The organism is Streptomyces sp. NPDC002698, from assembly GCF_042888945.1.
Lineage (GTDB): Bacteria > Actinomycetota > Actinomycetes > Streptomycetales > Streptomycetaceae > Streptomyces.
The window spans coordinates 92068-114924 of sequence record NZ_JBIAQM010000003.1 but is presented as its reverse complement, the minus strand read 5'-3'; the positions used below and the strand labels follow the sequence as shown (position 1 = coordinate 114924).

The 22857-nt window shown below is 72.2% G+C and carries 16 protein-coding genes and 1 pseudogene; 13 read left to right on the top strand and 4 right to left on the bottom strand.

Annotated elements, in window-relative coordinates:
- The first annotated feature begins 15 nt into the window (after window positions 1-15).
- Genes iolC through mmsA form a run of 5 tightly spaced genes read left to right on the top strand, consistent with a single transcriptional unit; the run spans window position 16 to window position 6199 of the window.
- Window positions 16-981 (top strand): 5-dehydro-2-deoxygluconokinase, encoded by a 966-nt coding sequence (iolC, locus tag ACFYW9_RS05275; protein ID WP_389145058.1) that lies wholly within the window; start codon window positions 16-18, stop codon window positions 979-981.
- A 56-nt stretch (window positions 982-1037) separates the two neighbouring features.
- Window positions 1038-1919, top strand: coding sequence for a deoxyribose-phosphate aldolase (locus ACFYW9_RS05270; RefSeq protein WP_389145762.1), 882 nt, complete (start codon window positions 1038-1040; stop codon window positions 1917-1919).
- 7 nt (window positions 1920-1926) lie between these two features.
- Window positions 1927-2769 (top strand): 5-deoxy-glucuronate isomerase, encoded by an 843-nt coding sequence (gene iolB / locus ACFYW9_RS05265; RefSeq protein ID WP_389145054.1) that lies wholly within the window; start codon window positions 1927-1929, stop codon window positions 2767-2769.
- Window positions 2766-4682 (top strand): 3D-(3,5/4)-trihydroxycyclohexane-1,2-dione acylhydrolase (decyclizing), encoded by a 1917-nt coding sequence (gene iolD, locus ACFYW9_RS05260; protein ID WP_389145051.1) that lies wholly within the window; start codon window positions 2766-2768, stop codon window positions 4680-4682. Before iolB ends, iolD begins: the two co-directional genes overlap by 4 nt.
- A gap of 14 nt (window positions 4683-4696) precedes the next feature.
- A complete protein-coding gene (gene mmsA / locus ACFYW9_RS05255; RefSeq protein WP_351862860.1) occupies window positions 4697-6199 on the top strand; it encodes a CoA-acylating methylmalonate-semialdehyde dehydrogenase in 1503 nt (500 codons plus the stop codon).
- A gap of 63 nt (window positions 6200-6262) precedes the next feature.
- Here the strand turns inward: mmsA and ACFYW9_RS05250 are convergent, their stop codons facing one another.
- Window positions 6263-7108: a hypothetical protein gene (locus ACFYW9_RS05250; protein ID WP_389145047.1), complete on the bottom strand. Its 846-nt coding sequence runs from the start codon at window positions 7106-7108 to the stop codon at window positions 6263-6265.
- A gap of 428 nt (window positions 7109-7536) precedes the next feature.
- Here ACFYW9_RS05250 and ACFYW9_RS05245 point away from each other — a divergent pair, with 428 nt between their 5' ends.
- Window positions 7537-8949, top strand: a complete 1413-nt coding sequence (locus tag ACFYW9_RS05245) for an APC family permease (RefSeq protein WP_389145044.1) — start codon at window positions 7537-7539, stop codon at window positions 8947-8949.
- A gap of 57 nt (window positions 8950-9006) precedes the next feature.
- Here ACFYW9_RS05245 and ACFYW9_RS05240 read toward each other — a convergent pair whose 3' ends face one another.
- The gene (locus ACFYW9_RS05240; protein WP_389145041.1) at window positions 9007-9417 is read right to left on the bottom strand and encodes a GNAT family N-acetyltransferase; all 411 of its coding nucleotides are present in this window, start codon (window positions 9415-9417) and stop codon (window positions 9007-9009) included.
- Between the two features lie 116 nt (window positions 9418-9533).
- On the opposite strand from ACFYW9_RS05240, the gene ACFYW9_RS05235 reads away from it, so the two are divergent.
- The 7 genes and pseudogenes from ACFYW9_RS05235 to ACFYW9_RS05205 all read left to right on the top strand — a co-directional run.
- The gene (locus ACFYW9_RS05235) at window positions 9534-12218 is read left to right on the top strand and encodes an alpha/beta fold hydrolase (protein ID WP_389145038.1); all 2685 of its coding nucleotides are present in this window, start codon (window positions 9534-9536) and stop codon (window positions 12216-12218) included.
- On the top strand, window positions 12215-13078 hold the full coding sequence (locus ACFYW9_RS05230) for an ABC transporter permease (RefSeq protein WP_389145035.1): 864 nt from the start codon (window positions 12215-12217) through the stop codon (window positions 13076-13078). The genes ACFYW9_RS05235 and ACFYW9_RS05230 overlap by 4 nt, the downstream gene beginning before the upstream one ends.
- A 153-nt stretch (window positions 13079-13231) precedes the next feature.
- Window positions 13232-14857, top strand: a complete 1626-nt coding sequence (locus ACFYW9_RS05225) for a von Willebrand factor type A domain-containing protein (RefSeq protein WP_389145032.1) — start codon at window positions 13232-13234, stop codon at window positions 14855-14857.
- Window positions 14858-14948: 91 nt separating this feature from the next.
- Complete coding sequence (locus tag ACFYW9_RS05220; protein ID WP_389145029.1) at window positions 14949-16868, top strand: AMP-dependent synthetase/ligase; 1920 nt, start codon at window positions 14949-14951, stop codon at window positions 16866-16868.
- Window positions 16869-17126: 258 nt separating this feature from the next.
- Entirely contained in the window at window positions 17127-17384 is a 258-nt protein-coding gene (locus tag ACFYW9_RS05215) for a chaplin (RefSeq protein ID WP_351862868.1), read from the top strand.
- 106 nt (window positions 17385-17490) lie between these two features.
- Window positions 17491-18444: a chaplin gene (locus ACFYW9_RS05210; RefSeq protein WP_389145024.1), complete on the top strand. Its 954-nt coding sequence runs from the start codon at window positions 17491-17493 to the stop codon at window positions 18442-18444.
- Window positions 18445-19263: 819 nt separating this feature from the next.
- Window positions 19264-20553: pseudogene (locus tag ACFYW9_RS05205) on the top strand (glycosyl hydrolase); the annotation flags it as partial.
- 520 nt (window positions 20554-21073) lie between these two features.
- On the opposite strand, the gene ACFYW9_RS05200 reads toward ACFYW9_RS05205, so the two are convergent.
- Both ACFYW9_RS05200 and ACFYW9_RS05195 read right to left on the bottom strand, forming a co-directional pair.
- Window positions 21074-22204, bottom strand: coding sequence for a GNAT family N-acetyltransferase (locus ACFYW9_RS05200; RefSeq protein ID WP_389145021.1), 1131 nt, complete (start codon window positions 22202-22204; stop codon window positions 21074-21076).
- Window positions 22201-22857, bottom strand: a complete 657-nt coding sequence (locus tag ACFYW9_RS05195) for a lipopolysaccharide biosynthesis protein (protein WP_389145018.1) — start codon at window positions 22855-22857, stop codon at window positions 22201-22203. The genes ACFYW9_RS05200 and ACFYW9_RS05195 overlap by 4 nt, the downstream gene beginning before the upstream one ends.

Sequence of the window (22857 nt, the reverse complement as noted above, 5' to 3'; positions counted from 1 at the left end):
GGAGAAGGGAACTCGATGGCGTACGAGCTGATCACCATGGGGCGGATCGGTGTGGACCTCTACCCGTTGCAGACGGGTGTCCCGCTGTCCCGGGTGACCTCCTTCGGCAAGTTCCTCGGCGGCTCGGCGACCAACGTCGCGGTGGCGGCCGCGCGGCTCGGACGGCGTACGGCCGTCATCACCCGAACGGGTGCCGATCCCTTCGGAACCTATCTGCGCGAGGCGCTGCGCGACTTCGGTGTCGACGACCGCTGGGTCACCGAGGTCCCGGGACTGCCGACTCCGGTCACCTTCTGCGAGATCTTCCCGCCGGACGACTTCCCGCTGTACTTCTACCGCGAGCCCAAGGCCCCCGACCTGGAGATCCGTGTCGGCGAACTCGACCTCGACGCCGTGCGCGACGCCCGTGTCTTCTGGATGACGGGCACGGGCCTGAGCGCGGAGCCCAGCCGCACGGCCACCCTCGCCGCCCTGTCCCACCGGGCCCGCTCCGGTACGACGGTCTTCGACCTCGACTGGCGCCCGATGTTTTGGAAGGACGCGGCCTGGGAGGACCCGGCCTCCGCGCGCGCCTTCTACGCCGAGGCCCTGCGCCACGCCACCGTCGCCGTCGGCAACCTCGACGAGGTCGAGGTCGCCACGGGAGAACGCGAGCCGCACGCCGCCGCGGCCGCCCTCCTCGAAGCCGGCGCCGAGCTCGCCGTGGTGAAGCAGGGCCCGAAGGGCGTCCTCGCCGTCCATCGCGACGGCACCACCGCCGAGGTCCCGCCCCTCCCGGTCGAGGTCCTCAACGGCCTCGGTGCCGGCGACGCGTTCGGCGGCTCCCTCTGCCACGGGCTGCTCGCCGGCTGGGACCTGGAGAAGACCATGCGCCACGCGAACGCGGCGGGCGCCATCGTCGCCTCCCGGCTGGAGTGCTCCTCCGCGATGCCCACCCCGCTCGAGATCGAACAGGCCCTCGCCGCCGGAGCGGTGCGGTGAGGGCCGGCCACGTCGGGGGAGCCCGCCCCGAACAGGGCGGCGACGGACCCGCGTCCGTGCGCGTCGACGTCTCCGCCCTCGCCCGGACCCGCGCCCGCCGGCCCGAGGCCGTCGCGGAGGCCGCCGCCCGGCGGGTCCGGCGGCCGCTGGTCGACGGCTCAGGGCGGCTGATGATCGTCGCCGCGGACCATCCGGCACGCGGCATGCTGGCCGTCGGGGACCGGAAGCTGGCCATGGCGGGGCGCGCCGGTCTGCTGGAGCGCCTGTGCGTCGCGCTCTCGCGCCCCGGGGTCGACGGGGTGCTCGCCACCGCCGACATACTGGACGACCTGCTGCTGCTCGGCGTGCTCGACGGCAAGGTGGTCATCGGCTCGATGAACCGGGGCGGACTCGCGGGCTCCGCCTTCGAGATGGACGACCGGTTCACCGGCCACCGTCCGAGGGACATCGAACGGTTCGGTTTCGACGCCGGCAAACTGCTGCTGCGCGTCGACTACGGCGATCCCGGGTCGCTGCGCACCCTGGAGTCCGCCGCCCGCGTGATCGACGACATGGCCGAACGGCGGCTTCCGGTCTTCGTCGAACCGTTCCTCTGCCGTCGCCGGGACGACGGTTCCCTGCGCAACGATCTGAGTGCCGAGGCCGTCACCAAGTCCATCGCCATCGCCGGTGGCCTGGGCGGCAGTTCGGCGTACACCTGGCTGAAGGTCCCCGTCACCGAGAACCCCGACGACATGGCCCGGGTCATGGAGACCTCCACGCTGCCCGCCGTCCTGCTCGGCGGCGACGTCGGCGAGGACCAGGAGGGTGCGTACGAGAAATGGCGCGGGGCGCTCCAACTCCCCACCGTGCAGGGCCTGGTGGTGGGCCGTTCGCTGCTGTACCCCGCGGACGGCGATGTCGCCGCGGCCGTGGACACCGCCGTAGGACTTCTGTGAGGGCCGCATGAGTCGTCCGAGCAACGAGCTGTACGTGCCCGCGGGCACCGCCGCCGACGCCCACTACGCCCTCGACATCGACCCCGAACGGGCCGGCTGGACCCACAGCAGCCTGCGGATCGTGGAGCTGGCACCCGGCGGCACCCATACGTTCACCACCGGGGACAGCGAGTGGATCGTGCTCCCGCTCGACGGCGGCTGCACGGTGCGCGCCAAGGACGGTATGGACGAGAAGGAGTTCCAACTCCTGGGCAGGAGGAGCGTGTTCGACGGAGTCTCCGACTTCGCGTACGTTCCCCGTGAGGCCCGGGCCCAGATCGCCTCCGGCGCGGGAGGCCGCTTCGCCCTGGCAGGAGCGAAGTGCGAGCGCCGACTCCCCGCCCGCTACGGCCCCGCGCCGGAGGTTCCCGTCGAAGACCGCGGCAGCGGCGACTGCGCCCGCCAGGTGCGCAACTTCGCCGCCGCGGACGTCTTCGCGTGCGACCGGCTCATCGCCGTGGAGGTGATCACCCCCGGCGGCAACTGGTCCTCGTATCCGCCGCACAAGCACGACGAACACCTGCCCGGCGTCGAGTCCCTGCTGGAGGAGATCTACTACTTCGAGATCGACGGACCGGACGGTTTCGGCTATCAGCGCGTGTTCCCCTCCCGCGAGGGCGGTTCGGACGTCCTGGCCGAGGTCCGCACCGGCGACGCCGTCCTCGTCCCCGACGGATGGCACGGCCCGTCCATCGCCCAGCCCGGTCACACCATGTACTACCTGAACGTCATGGCGGGTCCGGGCGGGGACAGGGAGTGGCGGATCCGCTTCCACCCGGGACACGCGAAGGGCACAGGGGGATACCGATGACCTCGACGACGAGGCTGACGGTCGCGCAGGCGCTGGTGCGGTTCCTGGCCGCGCAGTACAGCGAACGGGACGGCGCGCGCCGCCGGCTGATCGGCGCCACCTGGGGCATCTTCGGCCACGGCAACGTCGCCGGGATCGGCCAGGCGCTCGTCGAGTACGCCACGGTGCCCGGCGGGGGGACACCCTCCACACCCCCCGTGATGCCGTTCCACCAGGGACGCAACGAACAGGCGATGGTGCACGCGGCCGTCGGCTACGCCCGCCAGTGCGGCCGGCTCTCCGCGCACGCCGTGACCACCTCCATCGGGCCCGGCGCCACCAACCTCGTCACGGGCGCCGCGCTCGCCACCGTCAACCACCTGCCGGTGCTCCTCCTGCCCGGCGACGTCTTCGCGGCCCGCCCCGCCGACCCGGTGCTCCAGCAGCTGGAGGTCCCCTTCGCCGGGGACGTCTCGGTCAACGACTGTCTGCGCCCGGTGTCGAAGTACTTCGACCGGATCACCCGCCCCGAGGCCCTGATCCCGGCGGCCCTCCAGGCGATGCGCGTGCTCACCGACCCCGCCGACACCGGCGCCGTCACGCTCGCACTGCCCCAGGACGTGCAGGCGGAGGCGTACGACTGGCCCGAGGAGTTCTTCGCCGAGCGGACCTGGACCGTACGGCGCCAGGCGCCCGACGCCGTGGAGCTGTCCCGGGCCGTCGAGGCGGTCCGCGGCGCCCGGCGTCCGCTGATCGTCGCGGGCGGCGGTGTCCACCACAGCCGTGCCGAGGAGGCGCTCGCCGCGTTCGCCTCGGCCACCGGCATTCCCGTCGCCTCCACCCAGGCGGGCAAGGGCTCGCTGTGCTGGGACCACCCCCAGGACGTCGGCGGCATCGGGCACACCGGCACGGCGACCGCCGACGAGCTCGCCCGGACCGCCGACCTGGTGATCGGGGTCGGCACCCGCTACACCGACTTCACCACCGCCTCGGGCACGCTGTTCACGGCCCCGGGCGTCCGCTTCCTCAACCTCAACATCGCTCCGTACGACGGTCACAAACTCGCCGGCTCTCCGCTGATCGCCGACGCACGCGCGGGTCTGGAGGCGCTCACCGAGGCGCTGCTACCGCACCGCCACCGCGCGGAGCCCGCGTACGTCACCGAGTACACGGACGGCAAGGAGCGCTGGGAGTACCGCGTCGACACGGCCTACGAGGCCGAGGACATCGACGTCCCGCCCACCCAGCCGCAGGTCCTCGGCGTCCTCGACGAGCTGGTCACCGAGGACGACATCCTGATCAACGCGGCCGGCTCGCTCCCCGGCGACCTGCACAAACTGTGGCGGGCGCGGTCGCGGGACCAGTACCACGTCGAGTACGGCTATTCGTGCATGGGCTACGAGATCCCGGCCGCGATCGGGGTGCGGATGGCGGCCCCGGACCGGCCGGTGTGGGCGCTGGTCGGCGACGGCACGTATCTGATGATGCCGACCGAGATCGTCACCGCGGTCCAGGAGGGCGTCGCGATCAAGGTGGTCATCCTCCAGAACCACGGGTACGCCTCGATCGGCGGGCTCTCGGAGTCCGTGGGCGGCGAGCGCCTGGGCACGGCGTACCGCGCTCTGGCCGCGGACCGTACGTACACGGGGGCGCCGCTGCCGGTGGATCTCGCGGCCAACGCGGCCAGTCTGGGGATGCGGGTCCTGCGCGCGAGGACCGTGCGTGACCTGCGGGCGGCCCTGGCCGAGGCGCGCGAGGCGGACACTCCCACTTGTGTCTACGTGGAGACCCAAACGGCAGACACAGTGTCGGGCGCGCCCCCGGCCCAGGCCTGGTGGGATGTACCTGTGGCCGAGACCGCGACCCGACCGTCGGCGGTCAAGGCACGTGAGGAGTACGACCGGCACGTCGCCGCCCGACGCCGCCATCTGTGAAGGAGTGCATGGCCATGACGAAGACCGTCGACCACTGGATCGGTGGCAAGACCGTCGAGGGTGCGTCGGGTACGTACGGGCCGGTCACCGACCCGGCGACCGGTGCCGTGACCACGAAGGTCGCCTTCGCGACCGTCGACGAGGTCGACGCGGCGGTCGCCGCCGCGAAGGACGCCTACGCGACCTGGGGACAGTCCTCGCTGGCCAAGCGGACCACGATCCTGTTCAGGTTCCGCGCGCTGCTCGACGCCAACCGCGACGCCATCGCCGAACTGATCACCGCCGAGCACGGCAAGGTGCACTCGGACGCGCTCGGCGAGGTCGCGCGCGGTCTGGAGATCGTCGAGCTGGCCTGCGGGATCACGACGCAGCTCAAGGGCGAGCTGTCGACCGAGGTGGCCTCCAAGGTCGACGTGGCGTCGATCCGGCAGCCGCTCGGTGTCGTCGCGGGCATCACGCCGTTCAACTTCCCGGCGATGGTCCCGATGTGGATGTTCCCGATCGCCATCGCCTGCGGCAACACCTTCGTCCTCAAGCCGTCGGAGAAGGACCCGTCGGCCGCGATGAAGCTCGCCGAACTGCTGGCCGAGGCCGGCCTGCCCGACGGTGTCTTCAACGTCGTGCACGGTGACAAGGTGGCCGTCGACCGGCTCCTGGAGCACCCGGACGTCGCCGCGGTGTCCTTCGTCGGCTCGACCCCGATCGCCCGCTACATCCACACCACCGCCGCCGCGAACCACAAGCGGGTCCAGGCTCTCGGCGGTGCCAAGAACCACATGCTGGTCCTGCCGGACGCCGACCTGGACGCCGCGGCCGACGCCGCCGTCTCGGCCGCTTACGGCTCGGCCGGCGAGCGCTGCATGGCGATCTCCGCCGTCGTGGCGGTCGGCTCCGTCGGCGACGAACTCGTGGCCAAGATCCGCGAGCGCGCCGAGAAGATCAAGATCGGCCCGGGGAACGACCCGACGTCCGAGATGGGTCCGCTCATCACGGCGGCCCACCGCGACAAGGTGGCGTCGTACGTGAAGGGTGCCGCCGACCAGGGCTGCGAGGTCGTCCTCGACGGCACGGGCCACACGGTCGAGGGCCACGAGGACGGCCACTGGATCGGCCTCTCGCTGCTGGACCGTGTGCCGGTGACGGCGGACGCGTACAAGGACGAGATCTTCGGCCCGGTGCTGTGTGTGCTGCGCGTGGACACCTACGACGAGGGCGTGGCGCTGATCAACGCGTCCCCCTTCGGCAACGGCACGGCGATCTTCACCCGGGACGGCGGCGCCGCCCGCCGCTTCCAGCTGGAGATCGAGGCGGGCATGGTCGGCGTGAACGTGCCGATCCCGGTGCCGGTGGGCTACCACTCCTTCGGCGGCTGGAAGGACTCCCTCTTCGGGGACCACCACATCTACGGCAACGACGGCACGCACTTCTACACCCGCGGCAAGGTCGTCACCACCCGCTGGCCGGACCCGTCGGAGGCGCCGGCGGGCGTCGACCTGGGCTTCCCCCGCAACCACTGAGGCGTCCGCGCCCCCGGTGCCCCGTCCCTCGCACGAGGGGCGGGGCACCGTCGTGACCGGGGTCTACTGCTGCTGCGCGGCCGCCTTCTTCATGAGCTCGGTGACATCACCGGTCTGTGCGGCCGGCGGGGCCTTCACATCGGCGGTGGCGCCGAACTTCTCGAAGTCCATGGTCACCGTCATGGTGCCGATGACCTCCTTGAAGCGGACGGGCAGATCCTTGGAGCCGACCCAGATGTCCATGGTGATCGCGTCGACGGTGCCGGTCGCCGAGCCGAAGAGCGTGTCGTCCCCGCCCGCGAGGGCGTCCTTGTACTTGCCCATGTGACTCTTGTCGATCACGGCCCGGTAGTGGGTCGCGCTTTTGCCGTCGACGGTCTCCTTGCCGAGGTCCTCGACGTCGCTCGCGTACTTCAGGTTCCGCATGCTCGCCGCCGGGCTGCCCGCGCCCGAGTTTCCGCGCATCGCCTCGGCGCCCGCCGTGCCGAAGACGGCCGACCCGTCGACCTTCATCCACTCCTTGCCCTTGAGCGGGCCGGAGGGCTGCGGGTCGACGTCGTAGTAGTAGGCCCCGTCGACGAGGAGCGTGCGGATCGTCGGGGAGGCCGTCAGCGTCTGCATCTTCGCGGCCTCGGTGTCCATGCGGACGTCGTACGCGTAACCGTGGCCCCAGGAGTAGGTGCCCTCCATGGCGATGGGAGTGGCGCCGTTCGCCTCGGTCGTCATCTTGACCTCGGCGGAGCCCAGGGCCTCCGTCCGGTCGGTGGCCCGCCCCAGCGCCGCCATGATCGTGTCGGCGTGGCTGACCGCCTCGGCGGCCTTCTTCGTCGTCTCCGCACCGCATCCGGCCGTCCCGGCCAGCGCCGCCGCGGCCACCCCCGCCCAGACCACGCCCCGCATGTACCGCATGTTCCCCACCCCTGTCCGTGCTTCGTCCGTGCGGCAGGACTCTAGTGGCAGGGACTGACATGACCACCACAGATTAGCGTCCGGAATGCGGACCGATTCCGGTGAGTTTCGGAGCTCGGGCTGCGGTTCCCGTCACGTCGTGACGAAACGGGTAGTGCAGGTTTTTCGGCTCCATGCCCTTTGAAAGCAAGGTCAAAGTCTGTGGAGTATTGAGGATTGCAACACGGGCGTGTTACGGCCTGGGAAAGTTATGTGACGTGCGTCGCTCCGCTGCTGCGGATTCCGTAGGTAAACGGCCATTGACGCAACGGTTTCCGCCAAGGTTCCATCGGCGCGGGAGCGGACGAGAACGAAGTACGACACCAGCCGCCGGAGGCGATATCGCTCCCGACCGAACATCTGCTGCACGAGTCGATCGGAACCGCTTCATGACCGACACGCTCCGTCCCGTCGAGACCGCCGTCCTGGACGACGCAGTATCGACGGAGACCGGGAACCCCAAGACGCTCAAGCGTTCCATCGGCGTCGTGGGCGGCACCCTGCTGACGCTGTCCTGCGTGACCCCGGCCTCGACGCTGTTCGTGGTCATCCCCGACCTCTTCGGCTCGCTCGGCACCGCGACCGCCCTCACGATCGCGATCGGCTCGCTCCTCTGTATCGCCGTGGCGTTCTGCTACTCGGAGCTGGGCACCCTCATCCCCAGCGCGGGCGGCGAGTACGCCATGGTCTCGACGCTGGCCGGACGGCTCGCGGGCTGGCTCGTCTTCGTGATGTCCCTGCTGGTGGTGATGATCGTCCCGCCGGTGATCGCCATGGGCACCGCCGACTACCTCGCCCCGCTGGTGCACCTCGACCCGGCGATGACCGGCGCCGGCGTGATGCTGCTGGCCACCCTCGCCGGACTGCTCGACCTGCGCGCCAACGCCTGGATCACCGGCATCTTCCTGGTCCTCGAAGTCGTCGCCGCCGGCGTGGTGGCCCTCCTCGGCTTCACGCACAGCCAGCGCGGCCTCGGCAGCCTGACCTCCCTGCAGGTCGCCGGGACCGGCGGACACACCGACGCCGTGACGGGCATGCTCGTCATCTCCGGGCTCGCCATCGCCCTCTTCGCCACCCAGGGCTTCTCGACCGCCGTCTACCTCTCCGAGGAGCTGGAGAACCCGCGCCGCAACGTCGCCCGCACGGTGCTGGCCACCCTCGCCATCTCCACGGTCGTCATCCTGGTCCCGGTCGTCGCCATCACCATGGGCGCCTCCGACATCGGGGAGCTCACCGGCGGCGACATCAGCAGCATGGTCACGGCCTGGTCGAACTCGGCCGTCGGCACCTTCGTCAGCCTCTGCGTCGCCCTCGCGATCATCAACGCGGGCATCGTCATGGTCATCCAGAACTCGCGCGTCCTGTTCGCCTCGGCCCGTGACAAGGCCTGGCCCGAGCCGGTCAACAACGGCCTGTCCAGGCTCGGCCGGTTCGGCTCCCCCTGGGTCGCCACCCTGCTCGTGGGCGTCCCCGGCGCCGCCCTCTGCTTCGTCAACCTCGACACCCTGTACGGCGTCACGGGCGTGTCGGTGACCGCCATGTACCTGCTCGTCGCGGTCGCCGCCCTGCTCGCCCGGCGCGGCCACCACCGCCACACCCCCGCCTGGCGGATGCCGCTGTGGCCCGCGATGCCGATCCTGCTGATCGTCGTCCTCGCCTACGTCCTCACCCAGCAGGAGACGCAGTACCTGCTGTGGACCGGCGGCATCACCGCCGCCGCCACCCTGTACTGGGCCTTCTACCTGCGCCCGCGCCGCGACACCCGCTGGCTGGTGTCGATCCCGGAGGACGCGCAGGCGTAACCGGAGCGGCACACCGCCCGGCTCCCTTCCGCCGGACCCCGCCCCCTCACGAGGGCCTCAGCCGAACTCCCACGTCACCACCGTGCACATCCCGTCGTCCTTGCCACCCGCGCTGCGGTACGTGGCGAGGGCGACGTCGTTCCCGGCGTCCAGCGCCACCCACATCCCGTGACAGCCGCGTTCCCGGGCCAGGGCGGCGAGTCCGCGGACCAGCGCCCGCCCGGTGCCCCGCCTCCGGAAGGGCTCCGCCACCGCCAGCTCGTACAGGAACATCTCGGTGCCCTTGTCCGGATGGACCGTCTCGACCCCGCTGACGAAGCCGACCGGCACCTCGCCCTCGTAGGCCAGGAACAGATGATGTCCCTGCGCCTCCAGGAACCGCCGCGCCCACTCGGGACGCACGGGGGAGTCGAAGAGGTACTCGGCGGCGGTCAGTTCCAGGGCGGTGGCGGCGCGGCGCAGCTCCATGGCCCGTTCGTACCACGGACGCGGTACACGCGGCCCCCGCCGTACTTCCCCGGGAGGGGTGCCGGTTCAACCCGGCGGCTGTCCCTGCCGCCAGCGCGCGCCCGTACCGTTGAGCCATGGATCTTCGACTGCCCCGGCCGCGCGGGCCGCGCCGGGGACAACTCTCCGGCCGCACGACGGCACGAGCCCGCGGGAGGCTGTCGGCCGCGGCCGCCGCCCTCGTGGTGCTCGCCGGCGCGGGCACCTGGACGGCCGTCGCCTCCGACGGCGCGCCCGCCGTCCACCGCTCCGACCGCGTCATGGCCATGGACGGCGGAGTACGGCTCGACACCTCGTACTTCACCGCGGGGCCGTCCTCGTCCCGCCGCCCCGCCGTCCTCCTCGCGCACGGCTTCGGCGGCAGCAAGGCGGACGTACGCGCCGAGGCGGAGAAACTCGCCCGCGACGGATACGCGGTCCTGACCTGGTCGGCGCGCGGCTTCGGCAGGTCCACCGGAAAGATCGGGCTGAACGACCCCGAGGCCGAGGTCGCCGACGTCTCCCGGCTCCTCGACTGGCTCGCCCGGCGCCCCGAGGTCCGGCTCGACGGGAACGGAGACCCGCGCGTGGGGGTGGCGGGAGCCTCGTACGGCGGGGCGATCTCCCTGCTGGCCGCCGCGAACGACCCGCGCGTGGACGCCATCGCCCCGTCGATCACGTACTGGAACCTCGCGGACGCCCTGTTCCCGAACGGCGTGTTCAAGAAGCTCTGGGCGGGCATCTTCATCAACTCCGGCGGCGGCTGCGCCCGCTTCGAGCCCGAACTGTGCGCCATGTACGACAGGGTCGCGGAGTCGGGGAAGCCGGACGCGGCGGCGACGAAGCTGCTCCAGGAGCGCAGCCCCTCCGCCGTCGGCGACCGCATCAAGGTCCCCACCCTCATCACCCAGGGCCAGTCCGACTCCCTCTTCACGCTCGGCCAGGCCGACGCGATGGCCAGGGCGGTCAAGGCCAACGGCGCTCCCGTCGACGTCGACTGGATCGCGGGCGGACACGACGGCGGCGAGATGGAGACGGACCGCGTCACCTCCCGCGTCGTCTCCTGGTTCGACCGCTACCTGAAGGACGACAAGGGCGCCGGCACCGGCCCCGCCTTCCGCGTCACCCGCACCGGAGGCGTCGACTCCACCGACGGCGCCGCCCTGCTGCGCGGCGCGAGCTCGGACACCTATCCCGGACTGGACAGCGGCCGTCGCACGATCGAGCTGACCGGCCGTGAGCAGCGCTTCCAGAACCCGGCGGGCGCCAGTCCGCCCGCCATCTCGGCCCTGCCGGGGCTCGGCGGCTCCGGCGGCCTCGCCCAGCTCTCCGGTCTCGGCCTCGGGGTCTCCCTGGACTTCCCCGGCCAGTACGCCCGCTTCGAGTCCGCTCCCTTCCGGGACGACCTGCGGATCACCGGCTCGCCGACCGTCACCGTGCACGTCGAGTCGAGCACCGACGACGCGGTCCTCTTCGGCAAGGTGTACGACGTCGGTCCCGGCGGCACCCAGCAGGTACTGCCCTCCCAGCTCGTCACCCCGGTCCGCGTCGAGGGCGCGAGGAACGGCAAGGACGTGTCCCTGACCCTTCCCGCCGTCGACCACGCGGTCCGGAAGGGCCACCGGCTGCGCCTGGTCCTCGCCTCGACCGACCTCGGCTACGCCTCCCCGGCGGCCCCCGCCACGTACACGGTGTCCCTCGAGAGCACCCTCCAGGTGCCGACGGCCCCCGCGGTGAAGACCGCCGCCGCGCCGCTGCCCTCCTGGGTGTGGTGGCTGCCGCTCGCCGGCGCGCTCGCCGCCCTGGCCCTGCTGGTGACCGGCCGCCGCCGTACGAGCGCCCCGGCACCCGACCCCGAACTGGCCGACGTCCCGCTCCAGATCACCGGCCTGAGCAAGCGCTACGCCAGGTCCGCCGACCGGTACGCCGTACGGGACCTGTCGTTCCGCGTGGAGAAGGGCCAGGTCCTCGGCCTGCTCGGGCCGAACGGCGCGGGCAAGACCACCACCCTGCGCATGCTCATGGGCCTCATCAAGCCCGACGACGGCGAGATCCACGTCTTCGGGCACGCGATCCGCCCCGGCGCGCCGGTCCTCTCCCGGGTCGGGGCGTTCGTCGAGGGCGCGGGCTTCCTCCCGCACCTGACCGGCCGCGAGAACCTGGAGCTGTACTGGCGGGCCACCGGCCGTCCCCGCGAGGACGCCCACCTGGAAGAAGCCCTGGAGATCGCCGGACTCGGCGACGCCCTCGCCCGCGCGGTGCGCACCTACTCCCAGGGCATGCGCCAGCGCCTCGCCATCGCCCAGGCCATGCTCGGCCTCCCGGACCTGCTGATCCTGGACGAACCCACCAACGGCCTCGACCCGCCGCAGATCCGTGAGATGCGTCAGGTGATGATCCGCTACGCCGCCGCGGGCCGCACGGTCATCGTCTCCAGCCATCTCCTCGCCGAGGTCGAGCAGTCCTGCACCCACCTCGTGGTCATGGACCGCGGCCGGCTCGTCCAGGCCGGCCCGGTGTCCGAGATCATCGGCTCCGGCGACACCCTGCTCGTCGGCACCGGGACACCCGTCGACGCGCCGGTCGTGGAGAAGGTCGGCGCACTGCCGGGCGTCCTGTCGGCCGTCGCGACCGAGGACGGACTGCTGGTCCGCCTCGACCCCGGCGGCAGCGCACAACGCCTGGTCGTGGAACTCGTACGCCTCGAAGTACCGGTGGCGTCGGTGGGACCCCACCGCCGTCTGGAAGACGCGTTCCTCACCCTGATCGGAGGCTCCGCATGAGCACGCTCCTCGAGCGGACCGAGACCGCGGACGGGTACCGGGCGAGCCGCACCCTGCCGCTGCGCGTCGAGCTCGTCCGCCAGCTCAAGCGCCGCCGCACCCTGGTGATGGGGGCGGTCCTCGCGGCCCTTCCCTTCGTCCTGCTGATCGCGTTCGCCATCGGCGGTCAGCCGGGCGCGCGCAACGGCCGGATCACCCTGCTCGACACGGCCACCGCCTCCGGCGCGAACTTCGCCGCGGTGAACCTGTTCGTCTCGGCGGGCTTCCTCCTGGTGATCCCGGTCGCGCTGTTCTGCGGGGACACCATCGCCTCCGAGGCGAGCTGGTCCTCCCTGCGCTACCTCCTGGCGGCGCCCGTGCCCAGGGCCCGGCTGCTGTGGTCCAAGCTCACCGTCGCCCTCGGGCTCAGCCTCGCGGCGATGGTCCTGCTGCCGGTCGTCGCGCTGGCCGTGGGCACCGCAGCCTACGGCTGGGGCCCGCTGGAGATCCCCACCGGCGGCGCGCTCTCCGCGGGCACCGCCGCCCAGCGGCTGTTCGCGGTGATCGCGTACATCTTCGTGTCCCAGCTGGTCACCGCCGGGCTCGCGTTCTGGCTGTCGACGAAGACGGACGCCCCGCTCGGCGCGGTCGGCGGCGCGGTCGGCCTGACCATCGTGGGCAACGTCCTGGACGCGGTCACCGCACTCGGCCACTGGCGCGACTTCCTGCCCGCCCACTGGCAGTTCGCCTGGGCCGACGCCATCCAGCCGACACCGGAGTGGGGAGGCATGATCCAGGGCGCGGCGATCTCCGTGACCTACGCCCTGGTCCTGTTCGCCCTGGCCTTCCGCGGCTTCCGGCACAAGGACATCGTGTCGTAGGTCTCCGGAAGATCACCTACCGGTCTCGGCGGCCCGCCGTCGTGGCCGCTTCGAGATCCTTCCGCAACGCATCCGAGCGCTCGTCCCGGCCCCCTCGGCCGTCACAGTCACACAGGTCGGCCCACACAAGGGCCGTACGCCGAGGGGGCACAGATGGGGATCAAGCACACACGGACGGCGGCCGCCGCGGGCCGCCCACACAGCGGCGCACGGAGGGCGAGCCGTCGAAGGCTGGCGGGCACCCTGCTCGCCCTGCCCCTGGCGGGCGCACTGCTGCTCACCGGATGCGGCGCGGGCGACCGCAGCAACTCCTCCGACGGCTCGGACAAGTCCGGCCGCCGCAACCTCCCGCTGCCGGGCCCCGCGCAGCCGACCGGCGGCGCGGCCGAGCGCGACGCCGAGGGCGAGCAGTCGGACGCCCCGGACGTCGCGCCGTCGCCCGACTACCTCTCCACGTTCGCCCTCGACGTCGACACCGCGTCGTACGGCTACGCCCGCCGCACTCTCGCGGACGGCCGCGCCCCCGACCCCTCGACGGTCCGCCCCGAGGAGTTCGTCAACAGCTTCCGCCAGGACTACGAACGCCCCGACGGCAACGGCTTCTCCTTGTCCGTCGACGGAGCCCGCACCGACGACGGACGCTGGTCCCTCGTCCGGGTCGGGCTCGCCACCCGGCCCGCCGACAGCGAGCGCGAACGCCCGCCCGCCGCCCTCACCTTCGTCATCGACATCTCGGGTTCCATGGCGGAGCCGGGCCGACTCGACCTGGCCAGGGAATCCCTCGACGTGATGACGGACCGGCTGCGCGACGACGACTCGGTCGCCCTGGTCACCTTCAGCGACGAAGCCGAGACCGTGCTGCCGATGACCCGGCTCGGCGGCCACCGCGCCCGCGTCCACCGGGCGATCGGCAGTCTGGAGCCGACCGACTCGACCAACCTCGGCGCGGGCGTGCGGACCGGGTACGCGACGGCCGTCGACGGGCTGCGCGAGGGGGCCACCAACCGGGTCGTCCTGATCTCCGACGCCCTCGCCAACACCGGCGACACGGACGCGGACGACATCCTCGAACGGATCTCCTCGGCCCGCCGCGAACACGGCATCACGCTCTTCGGCGTGGGTGTCGGCAGCGACTACGGCGACGCCCTCATGGAACGCCTCGCCGACAAGGGCGACGGCCACACGACGTACGTCTCCGACCGCGACGACGCCCTCACCGTCTTCTGCGACCGGCTTCCGCAGAACATCGACCTCACGGCACGCGACGCCAAGGCGCAGGTCGCCTTCGACCCCGAGACGGTCGAGCGGTTCCGGCTGATCGGCTACGACGACCGGAAGGTCGCCGACGAGGACTTCCGCGACGACCGGGTGGACGGCGGCGAGGTGGGCCCCGGCCACACGGTCACCGCCCTCTACGCCGTCCGCACCCGCCCCGGCGCCTCCGGGCATCTGGCCACCGCGACCGTCCGCTGGCTCGACCCCGACTCCCGCGCCCCGCACGAGGAGTCCGGCAGCCTGGAGACCGGCGGTCTGCGCGAGGGTGTCTGGACCTCGCCGTACTCCTTCCAGGTCACCGCCGTGGCCGCCTACTTCGCCGACGAGCTGCGCTCCGGCGACGCTCGCTGGAGTTCCCTGCCCGGTGTCCCGGCCCTCGGAGAACTCGCCTCGCGGGCCCGCTCCCTGGCGAACGTGACCGAGGACAAGGACGTCGCGGCACTCGCCACCGCGATCGGGCAGGCCGACGAACTGGGCATCTGCGCCGACGACTGCGCCCGGTAGCGCTGCCGGCGAATCGTGCGCGGCCCATTGAATTTCCGTTACGCACGGGTAAGTTGACTCGGCGGTAAGAACCCTGCGACCGGGAGCCGTGATGGGCGTACGCAAGGACCTGAAACGGGCGAAGCGGCACGCGGACCTGGCGGGCCGCGGCAGGGTGGAGCTGGTCAGGGACGAGAGCGGTACGGTCCGCGAGGCGCGTACCGCCACCCTGGCGCCCACCCCCGCGGCCGGCAGCACGGCCGACCTGCCGTTCACCAACGCGGCCGAGGCTCCCGGCGCCGTCGTGCTGCGGCGGCCGCGCGACGGCGGCTGGACGCCGGTGACCGCGGCCGCCTTCGCCCGCGAAGTCACCGACACGGCCAAGGGGTTGATCGCCGCGGGCCTCGAACCGGGCGGCCGGGTCGCGGTGATGTCCCGTACACGCTACGAGTGGACGGTCCTCGACTTCGCCGTCTGGGCGGCCGGCGGCCAGAGCGTCCCGGTCTACGCGACCTCTTCCGCCGAGCAAGTGGAGTGGATCGTCCGGGACTCGGGGGCCCGCTTCGTGATCGTCGAGACCCCCGCGAACGCGGAGACCGTCGCCACCGGCGTCGCGGACCATCCCGAACCCCCGCGCGTCTGGCAGTTCGACGCGGGAGCCCTCGCCGAACTCGCCGCCCTGGGACGGGACATCACCGACGAGCAGGTCGCCGAGCGGCGCGCCGCGCTCACCCCCGAGACGGTCGCGACGATCTGCTACACCTCCGGAACCACCGGCAGACCCAAGGGCTGCGTCCTCACCCACGCCAACCTGTACGCCGAGGCCGCCAACACCGTCGAACTGCTGCACCCCGTCTTCCAGCAGGTCACCGGCCGGACCGCGTCGACGCTCCTCTTCCTCCCGCTCGCCCACATCATGGGCCGCACCCTGCAGATCGCCTGCCTGATGGCCCGGATCGAGCTGGGCCACTGCCCGAGCATCAAACCGGACGAACTCCGGCCCGCGCTGCGGGAGTTCCGGCCCACCTTCCTGGTCGGCGTCCCGTATCTCTTCGAGAAGATCCACGCCACCGGGCGCGCGACCGCCGAGAGGATGGGCCGCGCCGCCTCCTTCGACCGCGCCCACCGCGTCGGCGTGCGCTTCGGGGAGGCGTACCTGAACCGGTTCCTCGGGACGGGCAAGGGCCCCGGACCCGGCCTGTACGCGGCCTGGGCGCTGTACGACCTGCTGGTCTACCGCCGTATCCGCAAGGAACTCGGCGGCCGCGCGCACTACGCCATCAGCGGCGGCTCCCCGCTCGACCGCGACCTCAACCTGTTCTTCCACGCCGCCGGAATCGTCGTCCACGAGGGGTACGGCCTGACCGAGACGACCGCCGCCGCCACCGTGGTCCCGCCGCTCGGGCCCCGCCCGGGAACGGTCGGCCTGCCGGTCCCGGGCACCGCCGTCCGTATCGCCGACGACGGAGAGGTGCTGATCAAGGGAGGTGTCGTCTTCGGTGCCTACTGGAACGACCCGGAGGCGACCGACGCCGTCCTGAGGGGCGGCTGGTTCGCCACCGGTGACCTCGGCGCCCTGGACCAGGACGGCTATCTCACCATCACGGGCCGCAAGAAGGACATCCTCATCACGACGGGCGGCAAGAACGTCTCGCCCGCCGTCCTGGAGGACCGGCTGCGCGGCCGCGCGCCCGTCGGACAGTGTCTCGTCGTCGGCGACAACCGCCCGTTCGTCGCGGCCCTGATCACCCTCGACGCCGAGGCGGTCGCCCACTGGCTCGCCGTGCGCGGACTTCCCGCGGACACCCCGCTGTCCGGCCTCGTCCGGGACCCCCGGATGCGCGCCGATGTCCAGAAGGCCGTGGACCACGCCAACGACGCGGTCTCCCGGGCCGAGTCCATTCGCGCGTTCGCCCTGGTGGAAGGCGAGTTCACCGAGGACAACGGCCTGCTCACCCCGTCCCTGAAGGTGCGCAGGCACGCGGTGACGACGGCGTACGCGGCCGAGATCGAGGCCCTGTACGGGAACTGACCCGCGCGCCGGACACGGGAACAGCGGGCCGCACGCCGTGTTCGGGGGGCGGTCCGGGCCCCGACGCGCATTCCCGTCGTATATATGAATTCCATTTCCGTCGTATGGGCATTCCCGTTCCGGGCAGGGCGATTCGAGTGAATTCCCCACGGGCTGACGTTCCGCAGTTTCCTCGGTGGTCCGTCCCTCGTTTACAGCCCGCAGGTCATGATGCGAGCCGCCCAGGTGTGCTCGCTCGGTTTCGGCCGACAAAGGGGCATGACCGCAGAGAAGGGAAAGCACGTGAAGCTCAGGAAGAGCACTCCCGTCGTCGTCGGCGCGATCATGGCTCTGGGCATGGCCGCCCCCGCCTTCGCGGACTCGGGCGCCGAGGGCCTCGCGGCCAACTCTCCCGGCGTCCTCTCGGGCAACGTGATCCAGGCCCCGATCCACATCCCCGTCAACGCGTGCGGCAACTCGGTCAACGTGATCGCCCTGCTGAACCCGACGATCGGCAACGTCTGCGCCAACTACTGACGTTTCGGCACTTCAGCCGCCTCCGGCTGTGCCACGGCCGGCTGTGGACCGCCTCACGGCCCCCAAGGCCGGCTTCCTCACTTCTCCCAGCAGGAAGACAAAAAGAGTGCGACAGAACCTGAGTAGGGGAGTGGTCCTGGCCGCGGCTGCGACAGGCATCATGTCCCTGTACGCCAGTCCGGCCCTCGCGGACTCGACCGCGACCGCGACCGCTTCGGACTCACCCGGCGTGGCGTCGGGAAACAACGTCCAGGTTCCGGTGAACGTGCCGCTGAACGTCTGCGGCAACACGGTCGACGTCGTCGCCGCCCTCAACCCGGCGTTCGGCAACTCCTGTGCCAACGGCCCGGTTTCGCAGGGCAGGCACGCGGCGCCGCACCACCCCGCGCAGCACGGAGCCGACTCCGCGTACCACCCGGGACTCAGCGCCGGTCACGGTGGTACCGACCACGCGCAGGGCCGCGGCGGCCACGCCGGTGGTCACCGTGCCGAGCACGGCGGCTACGGCGGTGGGCAGGGTGGCTACGGCGACTCCCGGCACGGCCAGTCCGGCTATGGCGACCCGGGCTACGGCGACTCCCGGCACGGTCACTCCGGTCGCATGGCCCAGGGGTACGGTGACTCGGGTGCCCACCAAGGCGGTTGGAGCGGCGCCTCGTCGTACGGCGAGACGCATGGATCGCCCGGTCTCCTCTCGGGTAACCAGGTGGCGGCTCCCGTGGACCTCCCGGTCGAGCTCTGCGGCAACACGCTGGACGTGATCGGCATCGCGAACCCCGTGTCCGGCAACTCGTGCGCCCACGACCACGCGCCGACCCCGCACCACTGGACGCCGCCGACGGCGCCCCCGCGGACGGTTCCGCAGCCGCCGAAGACGCCCGTCGTGCACACCCCGCCCGTGACGGTCCACGAGCAGCCCCCGGTGCCCCGTCAGTACACCCCGCCCACGCTGGCGGAGACCGGCGGCGAGGGAGTGCTCGCCAACGCCGCGATCAGTGTCGCCCTGATGACGGGCGGCGCCCTGCTGTACCGGCGCAGCCGGGCCCAGTCCCGCCCGTGACACCCCGCTCCGGGTGCCGCTCGCGTTCTCGCGCCCGGCACCCGGAGCCGGTCGCGCGCCCGATCGGCGCGCGGTCGGAGCCCGGCCGCCGCCCGGTACGCGGCTGGTCCGCCCGGAGCCGGGCCGCCTGGTACGCGGCGGGTCCGCCCGGAGCGCGGCCGGCGTCAGAGCCCGGCGCCGAGCTCCAGATCCGATCCCCGCCGACGGCCCTTCCCGGGCGCCGGGATCCGCCTGCCGCCTGCCGCCTGCCGCCCGCACTCGTGCGCAGTCGCAGCCGCAGCCGCCGTACTCCGCGCACCCAGCGTGTCCGCCTCCGCGGTGCGCGGACACAGGGCCCGCGCCTCCCGCCCGGAGCGCTCACCGCGAGGGCGCTCACGTCATCCGACGGGACCAGTGCGGCGGGCCGGGAAACGCGGGCGGCCACTTGGCGCAACATCACGGAGATGTCCGCGAGCGACGAACCGGGTGGGAGCGCAGGGCGCGTCTCGCCGGCAAAGCGCGATCCGCGGACGGGACTTCCCTCGGAATCCGCGACCAGGCGCACCTCCACACCGGTTCTGCCTGGTGAGCGTACGGCTCCCGGCGTCCGTGGTGGAAGGGATTCCGGTCGACGCGCAACGGCGCGGCGGGGACTCGGCCGTCGAGATTCCGCACGGCTTCTCCTTCGGAATGGAGAGGGGCGGGGTGACCGGGCGGGTCACCCGTGCGGGTGGTCATCAAAACGGGAGACCGGAAGCCCGGTTGGCCGAATACGTATTCATATGACTGAGTGTCAGTGATCGGAAAGGGAAATCCGAGGATCAAGAGGGAGGAGCAGGCATGGCCCCACAGCGGCAGCGGCCCCGGAGCGGAAGACTGGCATTCATCGCGGCCGGCATCGTCACGTCGGTCGCGCTCGCGTCCGGTCCGGTGCATGCCGTGGGCGCCGGGGCGGTGCGGGTCGGCGACCCACCGGCTCCGACACCCACGACGGCGGAACCACCCCTGAACTCCCCGGCCGGCGGTGGCGTTCCGGCCGCGGGGTCGGCCTCGGCCCCCACCGGGACGCCGCGCCCGGCCCCCGGCGTACCCACGGCGCCCGTCACGGACAGCGTGAAGCCCGCCCGGCCGGGCGCGGCCGGGCCGCCTGCCTTCGGTGCCTACCTCGACTTCGGCCCCGAGGGCGTCGCCCGTATCGAGCGGCTCAGCCGGTGGCTCGGCGGCACCGAGCTGCGGGTCGGGCACACGTATCTGCCCGGCGACCGCTGGAGCAACATCGAGGGCGCGCCCGGATTCCTGGACGCCTGGGCGGACTGGCGCCGCCGCCAGGACGACCGGATGCTCGTCCTCAACGTCCCGATGATGGAGCGCAACGAGGAAGGCCTCTCTGACGGTCAGGTCCGCCGGCTGCTGCGCGAGGCCGAGACCGGAGCCTTCGACCACCATTTCCGCGCGCTCGCCGAGCGGCTCGTCGAGCTGAAGGTGCCCGACACCGTCATCGTGCTCGGCTGGGAGATGAACGGCATCACGTACACCCATCGCTGCGGTCCCGACCCGGAGGCCTGGAAGACGTACTGGAACAGAATCGTCACCGCCATGCGGTCGGTGCCGGGACAGAGATTCCGGTTCGATTTCGCCCCGAACCGCGGCCTGGACGCCATTCCCTGGACCGAGTGCTATCCCGGTGACGACACGGTCGACATCATCGGCATGGACGCGTACGACCAGCCGTCGGGACTCTCGTTCGACGAGCAGGTGAAGGAGCCGTACGGGCTTCAGGAGCAGGTGGATTTCGCCAAGGCCCACGGCAAGTCCATCTCCTATCCGGAATGGGGCCTTTATCGCAACGGCGACAACGTGACGTACATGAAGGACATGCTCGCGTGGATCGACGAGCACAAGCCGCTGTACAACACGCTCACCGACTACTGCCCGCACGGTGTGTGGCAGTGCCGGGACAACCCGTCGGCGTCCGAGGCCTACCGGGCCGCGCTGTCCCCCTTCGACGATCCGCCGCCCACGGTTCCGGCGGCGACCCCGGCCCCGACGTCCGATCCGGCCCCGACGTCCGATCCGGCGTCGACGCCGGCATCCGAGGCGACCCCCACGTCCGTACCGGCTTCGACACCGACGACCGAGCCCGCCTCCACGCCGAAGCCGACCCCGACGCCGGAACCTGTGCCGACACCGGAGCCGGTCTCCACGCCGGCCGCGACGCCCGAGCCGGTTCCCGCGCCGGTCGAGACGCCGGCGCCGAAACCGGTTCCGACGCCGGTCGAGACCTCGGTGTCCGAGCCGGTCTCCACGCCGGCCGCGACGCCCGAGCCGGTTCCCGCGCCGGTCGAGACGTCGGCGCCGAAACCGGTTCCGACGCCGGTCAAGACGCCGGCGCCCGATCCGGTCCCGACGCCGGTCGAGACCCCGGTGTCCGAGCCGGCGTCCACCCCGACCCCGACACCGCCCCCCGCGCGCGAGCCCGTTCCGCACGCGACACCGGATCCGGCCACCTGTGCGCCGCTGGAGCTCGGTGACTGGGTGGAGTACTGGCTCGGCGGGAAGCCGTGCGTGCGGCTCGACTGGGCGCCGGACGAGTGGTGGTCCGGCGACTGGTGGCCGAGCGGCTGGTGACCCTCGGGTGGCGGCGGGCCGGTCAGGGCCTGCCGCCGCCGCGTTCCTTCCAGCTCCGCAGCAGCTCCTTGCCCCGCCGGCGCGCGGCGACGTCGCAGATCACCGCCGACATCAGCAACGCCGTACGCCGACGGGCCAGGAGCAGTCGTTGGTTGACGACCGGGTCCGGGCGCCAGTGGTGCTTGTACGGTTCGTCGCCGCGCAGCAGGCTCAGCGTCCCGCGGTCACCGCCCTCGGTGTGCCGGGAGCAGGCGTCGAGCAGTATCACCGCCACGTCCGCCTTGCGTTCGCGCAGTCCCGGATGGGCGCCGTACAGATAGCCGCCCGCCAGGCGCCGGGACAGCAGCGTGAGGTCCACGGCCATCACGGCGCCGTCGAGCCGGAACTCGGTGACCACCGCGTCCCCGGACCGCACCATCGGGCCCACCGAGCGGACCAGATGTTCGGAGAACCGTTCCTGGAGGTGCTCGGACGTCACCTTCCGGCCCGCCCACTGCAACTGGTGCAGTTCGAGCAGCCGGCCGAGGGCCGCGTCCACCTCGTCGTGGCCCACCACCCGCCGTTCGACCCCGAGCGCGGTGAGTTTGCGCAGCTTGGCCCGGACGCGCTGGGCCTTGGAGGAGGGGAGGCGGCCGACCAGCTCGTCCATCGAGGTGGCCGGGAGCTCCAGACACAGGGAGTCCCCGACCCGGCGGCGCGGTCCGCGCCAGTGCTCGTAGATCCGCTCCATCGCGCCGCCGGGGCGGACCTCGCGGAAGTCGATCAGCGCGGTGCGGGCCGCGGCCGACAGCCCCTCGGCGAGCAGGGCCGCCGCGCGGTCGGCGTGCTCGTCGTCGAGGAGCACGTCCGCGTAGTCGGAGATCGGCCCGCCGAGCGGAACGAGCGTCGGCAGCGGGCGGCGGGCCCGCATCAGCGGCGCGACCGCGAGCAGTTCACCGCCCTCGCGCACGACCATCAGACGCAGCCGCCCCGGTGTGCCGTACGAGAGCCACCAGGAGTGCAGCCAGGCGTGGCTCTGGAACGCGGTGGCCGCGCCGCACCGGCGGTACAGGCGCTCCCAGGCGCCCGCCAGTTCGGCGAACTCCCGTTCCTCGGTGACGAGTTCGGCCGGAGCGGTGCCGCGCACACCGGCCCGGAGTGCCGTCGCGCTCACCGCTGGCCGTGCACATCGGCGGCAGTGGCCGGGCCCGGTACCGAGGCCGGACGGACCGTGTCGGCGGTCCGCCGGGGACGGACCAGCAGCACGAGGCCGCCGAGCAGTCCGCCCGCGCTCGCGCCGACCAGGCCCGTCACCGTCGGGGACGGGGAGGACGCCGAGGTCGGCTTCATCGCGCGGGAGAACGACAGGAGCTGGACGTGGGTGCTCTTCTGGCTCGCGTTGGCGTGCTGGGTCAGGGAGCGGGTGACCGCGTTGGCCATGTCGGCGGCCCGGTCGGGGCGTGAGGAGGTCGCGGAGACGGCGACCATCGGCGCGTCCGGGGAGGTCGCCGTCCGCACGTCGGCCTCCAGCGTCTTCACCGGAACACCGGCCCACACCTGCGCGTCCCCGAGCACCGCGAGCTGTGTGGCGACCCGGCCGTAGGCCTGGGCGAAGCCGAGCGCGGCGGACGGATCACCCTTGTCCGTCGGAACGGCGATGACGTAGCTCGTGGCCGTGTAGACCGGCGGTTTCACCACGCCGTACGCGCCGCCGAGCGCGCCGCCGAGCAGGGTCGTGGCCGCGAGCAGCGACCACGCCCGGATGGTTCTCGCCCGGGAATGGGACGAACCCGAGGGGCGGTGGCCCCTGGTGAGGGTTTCGGACAT

Bases quoted from the DNA above. Each gene is read 5' to 3' on its own strand.
- iolD (WP_389145051.1), top strand. From the start codon at position 2,766: ATGACCTCGACGACGAGGCTGACGGTCGCGCAGGCGCTGGTGCGGTTC.
- iolB (WP_389145054.1), top strand. From the start codon at position 1,927: ATGAGTCGTCCGAGCAACGAGCTGTACGTGCCCGCGGGCACCGCCGCC.
- ACFYW9_RS05240 (WP_389145041.1), bottom strand. From the start codon at position 9,417: ATGGAGCTGCGCCGCGCCGCCACCGCCCTGGAACTGACCGCCGCCGAG.
- ACFYW9_RS05215 (WP_351862868.1), top strand. From the start codon at position 17,127: ATGACCGCAGAGAAGGGAAAGCACGTGAAGCTCAGGAAGAGCACTCCC.
- ACFYW9_RS05230 (WP_389145035.1), top strand. From the start codon at position 12,215: ATGAGCACGCTCCTCGAGCGGACCGAGACCGCGGACGGGTACCGGGCG.
- ACFYW9_RS05225 (WP_389145032.1), top strand. From the start codon at position 13,232: ATGGGGATCAAGCACACACGGACGGCGGCCGCCGCGGGCCGCCCACAC.
- ACFYW9_RS05250 (WP_389145047.1), bottom strand. From the start codon at position 7,108: ATGCGGTACATGCGGGGCGTGGTCTGGGCGGGGGTGGCCGCGGCGGCG.
- ACFYW9_RS05195 (WP_389145018.1), bottom strand. From the start codon at position 22,857: ATGTCCGAAACCCTCACCAGGGGCCACCGCCCCTCGGGTTCGTCCCAT.
- mmsA (WP_351862860.1), top strand. From the start codon at position 4,697: ATGACGAAGACCGTCGACCACTGGATCGGTGGCAAGACCGTCGAGGGT.
- ACFYW9_RS05220 (WP_389145029.1), top strand. From the start codon at position 14,949: ATGGGCGTACGCAAGGACCTGAAACGGGCGAAGCGGCACGCGGACCTG.
- ACFYW9_RS05235 (WP_389145038.1), top strand. From the start codon at position 9,534: ATGGATCTTCGACTGCCCCGGCCGCGCGGGCCGCGCCGGGGACAACTC.
- iolC (WP_389145058.1), top strand. From the start codon at position 16: ATGGCGTACGAGCTGATCACCATGGGGCGGATCGGTGTGGACCTCTAC.
- ACFYW9_RS05245 (WP_389145044.1), top strand. From the start codon at position 7,537: ATGACCGACACGCTCCGTCCCGTCGAGACCGCCGTCCTGGACGACGCA.